The sequence below is a fragment of the Deltaproteobacteria bacterium genome (assembly GCA_020848905.1).
In the GTDB taxonomy this organism is placed as follows: domain Bacteria; phylum Myxococcota_A; class Polyangia.
In genome coordinates this window covers 1-3,093 of the sequence record JADLHG010000084.1, presented here as the reverse complement: position 1 = coordinate 3,093, position 3,093 = coordinate 1, and the positions used below count along the sequence as shown (strand labels likewise).

Genomic DNA, 3,093 nt, shown 5'->3' with positions numbered 1-3,093 from the left:
CATCGCGGTGCACGCGCTGGCGTACGGCCTCACCCTGGTCACGGCCGACCGAGCCTTCGAGCGTCTTCAGGTCGCTCGCGAGAACTGGCTGGCCTGACTTCCGCTGTGTCCCGGGCGGACGATGCGGTGCTCCATCGACATGCCGATCCTGAGCTCATCGGGAGCGTTTTCCGGCAGCCGCAGCGCGAGACGCTCAGCCGCCTGGCGGCGGCCTCCCCGAGGATGCGCTCGTAGAGCGCCTAGGAAAAATAGGCGGGCGCTCTGCGGGTTACGTCCGGTAACGCCCAATGTGACAAGTTCCACGGGGGAGGGCCTGCCCCTTCAATGGCGGCGAGGCGCGAGAGACGCGCGACGTCGACCTCGCGGTCGCGCAGGCAGACGCAACGTCGGTGGGCCGGCTACTCGTGAGCGAGCTCGGGCTCCGCACGCTGCCGACCTTCGACCGCCGCGTCTTCGGGGGCCTGCGGATCAGCCGGATCGCATTGGTCGAGGGCGATGCGCACAATACGCTCGACCTCGTCGAGCCCCGCGATCCGGCGTACGCCACGCGGGCTCTCTCGCGGGCGATCGAGTCCTCGCTGCGGGAGCGCCCGATCCGCGTGCTCGGGGCCGAGGACTTCGTGCTGCTCAAGCTGCTCTCCACACGCGAGCGCGACCTGACGGATGCCGAGTCCGTTCTGCGCAGCCTCCGCGACGAGCTCGAGCGGGACCTCATCGAGCGTGAGGTCGAGCGTCTGGCCGCAGGGATTCCGGACTACGACGTGCGGACCCGCTGGCGGAGGCTGATCGAGGGCGAGACCCGGGAGCAGGGCCCGCGCTGAGCGGCGGCGGAACGAGCGCGAGCCACGAGCCGATGCCGTCCGCGCGAGAGGCTGCTGTGCGCGCGCTGAAGGCGGGCGGTCCGGGCCGGGCGTCTTGCGCCTTGCCCTGCGGCGGGGGCGTGCCGGCGTCGTCGTAGGCGGCTGAGGCTGCATGCACCGACCCCTCCCCTGGGATTCTGGTGCGGCTCATTCTCGCAATCGCGCGCGCGGCTTTCCTGAGCGCCGCCTCAGCCTTCCCTGACCCGTCCGGTGCGAGGGCTCCCGGCGGGCGAAGCTGCATGGCGCAATGCATCGCGATCGTGTCACATCGCGTCGAGGCGCGCCTCGATAGCGGCGCACAGCGTCTTCAGCACCGCGATCCGGGCGTGGCACTTGTCGTTCGCCTCGACCAGCGTCCAGGGTGCGTGCTGTGTGCTGGTGCGGTCCACCATGTCGCAGACCGCGCCCTCGTAGGCTTCCCACTTCTTCCGGTTGCGCCAGTTGTCGGGCGTGAGCTTGAAGCGCTTGAAGCTCGTCTTCTCCCGTGCATTTAAGCGGCGGAGCTGCTCCTGCTTGCTGATGGCGAGCCAGAACTTCGCGACCACGAGGCCGTGCGCGACCATCGCCTGCTCGAAGTCGTTGATCTCACCGTAGGCGCGCATCCAGTCGCGTTCCGCACACAGGCCCTCGACGCGCTCGACGAGCACGCGGCCGTACCACGAGCGGTCGAAGAGCACGAACCGCCCCCGGCGCGGCAGGTGCCGCCAGAAGCGCCACATGCGCGGCCGCTCGCGCTCCTCGTCCGACGGCGGCGGGAAGGCGTGCGTGTGGATGTGGCGGGGATCCATCCACTCGTTGAGCAGGTTCACCGTCTCGCTCTTGCCCGCTCCCTCCACGCCCCCGATCACGATCAGCACCGGAAAGCGCGCCTGCTGCGCGAGATCGAACTGGGCGTTCAGCAGCGCCTCGCGGAGCTTCGGCTCCTCGCGGCGGTAGCTCGCCTTGTCGACGACGTGATCGAGATTGGCCGAGTCGAAGCGCCCAGGAAGAAGAAGCGGGCGCTTGATGGGCTACGTCCGATAGCGCCCAATTCGAAGCCTTGTCCGGGGGAGGATTTGGACCCTGATCGCGAAGCGCCCCGGGCCCAAGGCCCGGGGCGCTCGTTCGCGGGGCAGCCCCGCGACGCCAGATCTGCCGGCGCTAGGCGCGCCGCCGGCCCTGAACACCGAGGCCCACGAGGCCCGCAGTGAGCAGGAGCAGCGTTCCCGGCTCAGGGACGACCGCGGTGATCGTCACGGTCGCCGGCATGAAGAGGCCGTCCGCGTCCCGGGAGCCCGCGCTCGAGTACTTAAAGAAGTCGGCGGGCGCATTGCACTCCCCGGTCATCGTCCCGTCCATGCCCCACGACGCCGTCGCGCTCGTCTTGTCGGCACAGAAGATCGAGCTGTTCGCACCATTGGCGACCACGGACCCCGTGTACCGCAGCTCGAACACGTGGCTCCCGCTCAGTCCCGTAAGCGTGTTGCTGCCCGCGGAGTCCACGTTGTTGCCGCCACCGGTGCTGCGAGATCCGCCCGAAAGCCCAAGGCCGCTGGCCGAGATCGGGAGGGCGTCCTTCATCAGCGATGCGCTGAATCCGCCGAGGCTGGCCCCATCGCCGCTCTCGTCCGCGAGCTCGTCGTAGATCTTGACGTAGCCGTGGAACTCGGGCGCGAACAGGATGCTGTAGACGACGTTGGGGCTCGCCGTGACGGTCCACGTCACCGTGGCGTCGACGCTCTGGGTGATGTTGCCGTCGTTGTACGCGCCGGCCTGTCCGGCGAACCGGCGCTCGACCGTCGCCGAGTTGCTTACCGCGTCGGCGATCGTGACGCTGCTGCTCCCGATCCAGTTCGAGCCGGTGACGGCGTCCTCGTCCGCGTGGTTGTCGTTGTCCGTGGTGGTGTTCGAGTACGTGGCGCTGATCGTGAGAGCCCCCGCCGGCACGCTGCCGGCGCAGAGCACCAGGCCCGCGGCACCCGCGAGCAGGAGGTGTGTGATCTTGGTCATGACGATTGCCTTCCCAGGTGAGGGGGCCGAGGCCCCGGATTCGGTCCCGCGAGGCCCCGATGGCCAGCAGGCCCTGCGATGGGCCCTTTTTAGCCCGCGCGCCGGCGCGGCACGTGGACCTCCCCCTGACCTCTCTCGTACCCCCTGCCACGAAGCGCACCGAGACCCGGAGAGGAACCGGCAAAAGGCGCGCTGGGCGGGCTGCCGGCCCGGCCGTGCCGCGGGATCAGCGCCGTAGCGCGGT

At 69.6% G+C, this 3,093-nt stretch carries 3 protein-coding genes; 1 reads left to right on the top strand and 2 read right to left on the bottom strand.

Annotation, left to right across the window (positions count from 1 at the left end; translation table 11 throughout):
- The first annotated feature begins 389 nt into the window (after positions 1-389).
- On the top strand, positions 390-821 hold the full coding sequence (locus IT371_31710) for a hypothetical protein (protein ID MCC6752258.1): 432 nt from the start codon (positions 390-392) through the stop codon (positions 819-821).
- A 302-nt stretch (positions 822-1,123) separates the two neighbouring features.
- Here IT371_31710 and IT371_31705 read toward each other — a convergent pair whose 3' ends face one another.
- Together IT371_31705 and IT371_31700 are read right to left on the bottom strand one after the other, a co-directional pair.
- Positions 1,124-1,867 (bottom strand): hypothetical protein, encoded by a 744-nt coding sequence (locus IT371_31705; GenBank protein ID MCC6752257.1) that lies wholly within the window; start codon positions 1,865-1,867, stop codon positions 1,124-1,126.
- Between the two features lie 133 nt (positions 1,868-2,000).
- Positions 2,001-2,849, bottom strand: a complete 849-nt coding sequence (locus tag IT371_31700) for a PEP-CTERM sorting domain-containing protein (protein ID MCC6752256.1) — start codon at positions 2,847-2,849, stop codon at positions 2,001-2,003.
- Positions 2,850-3,093: the final 244 nt, after the last annotated feature.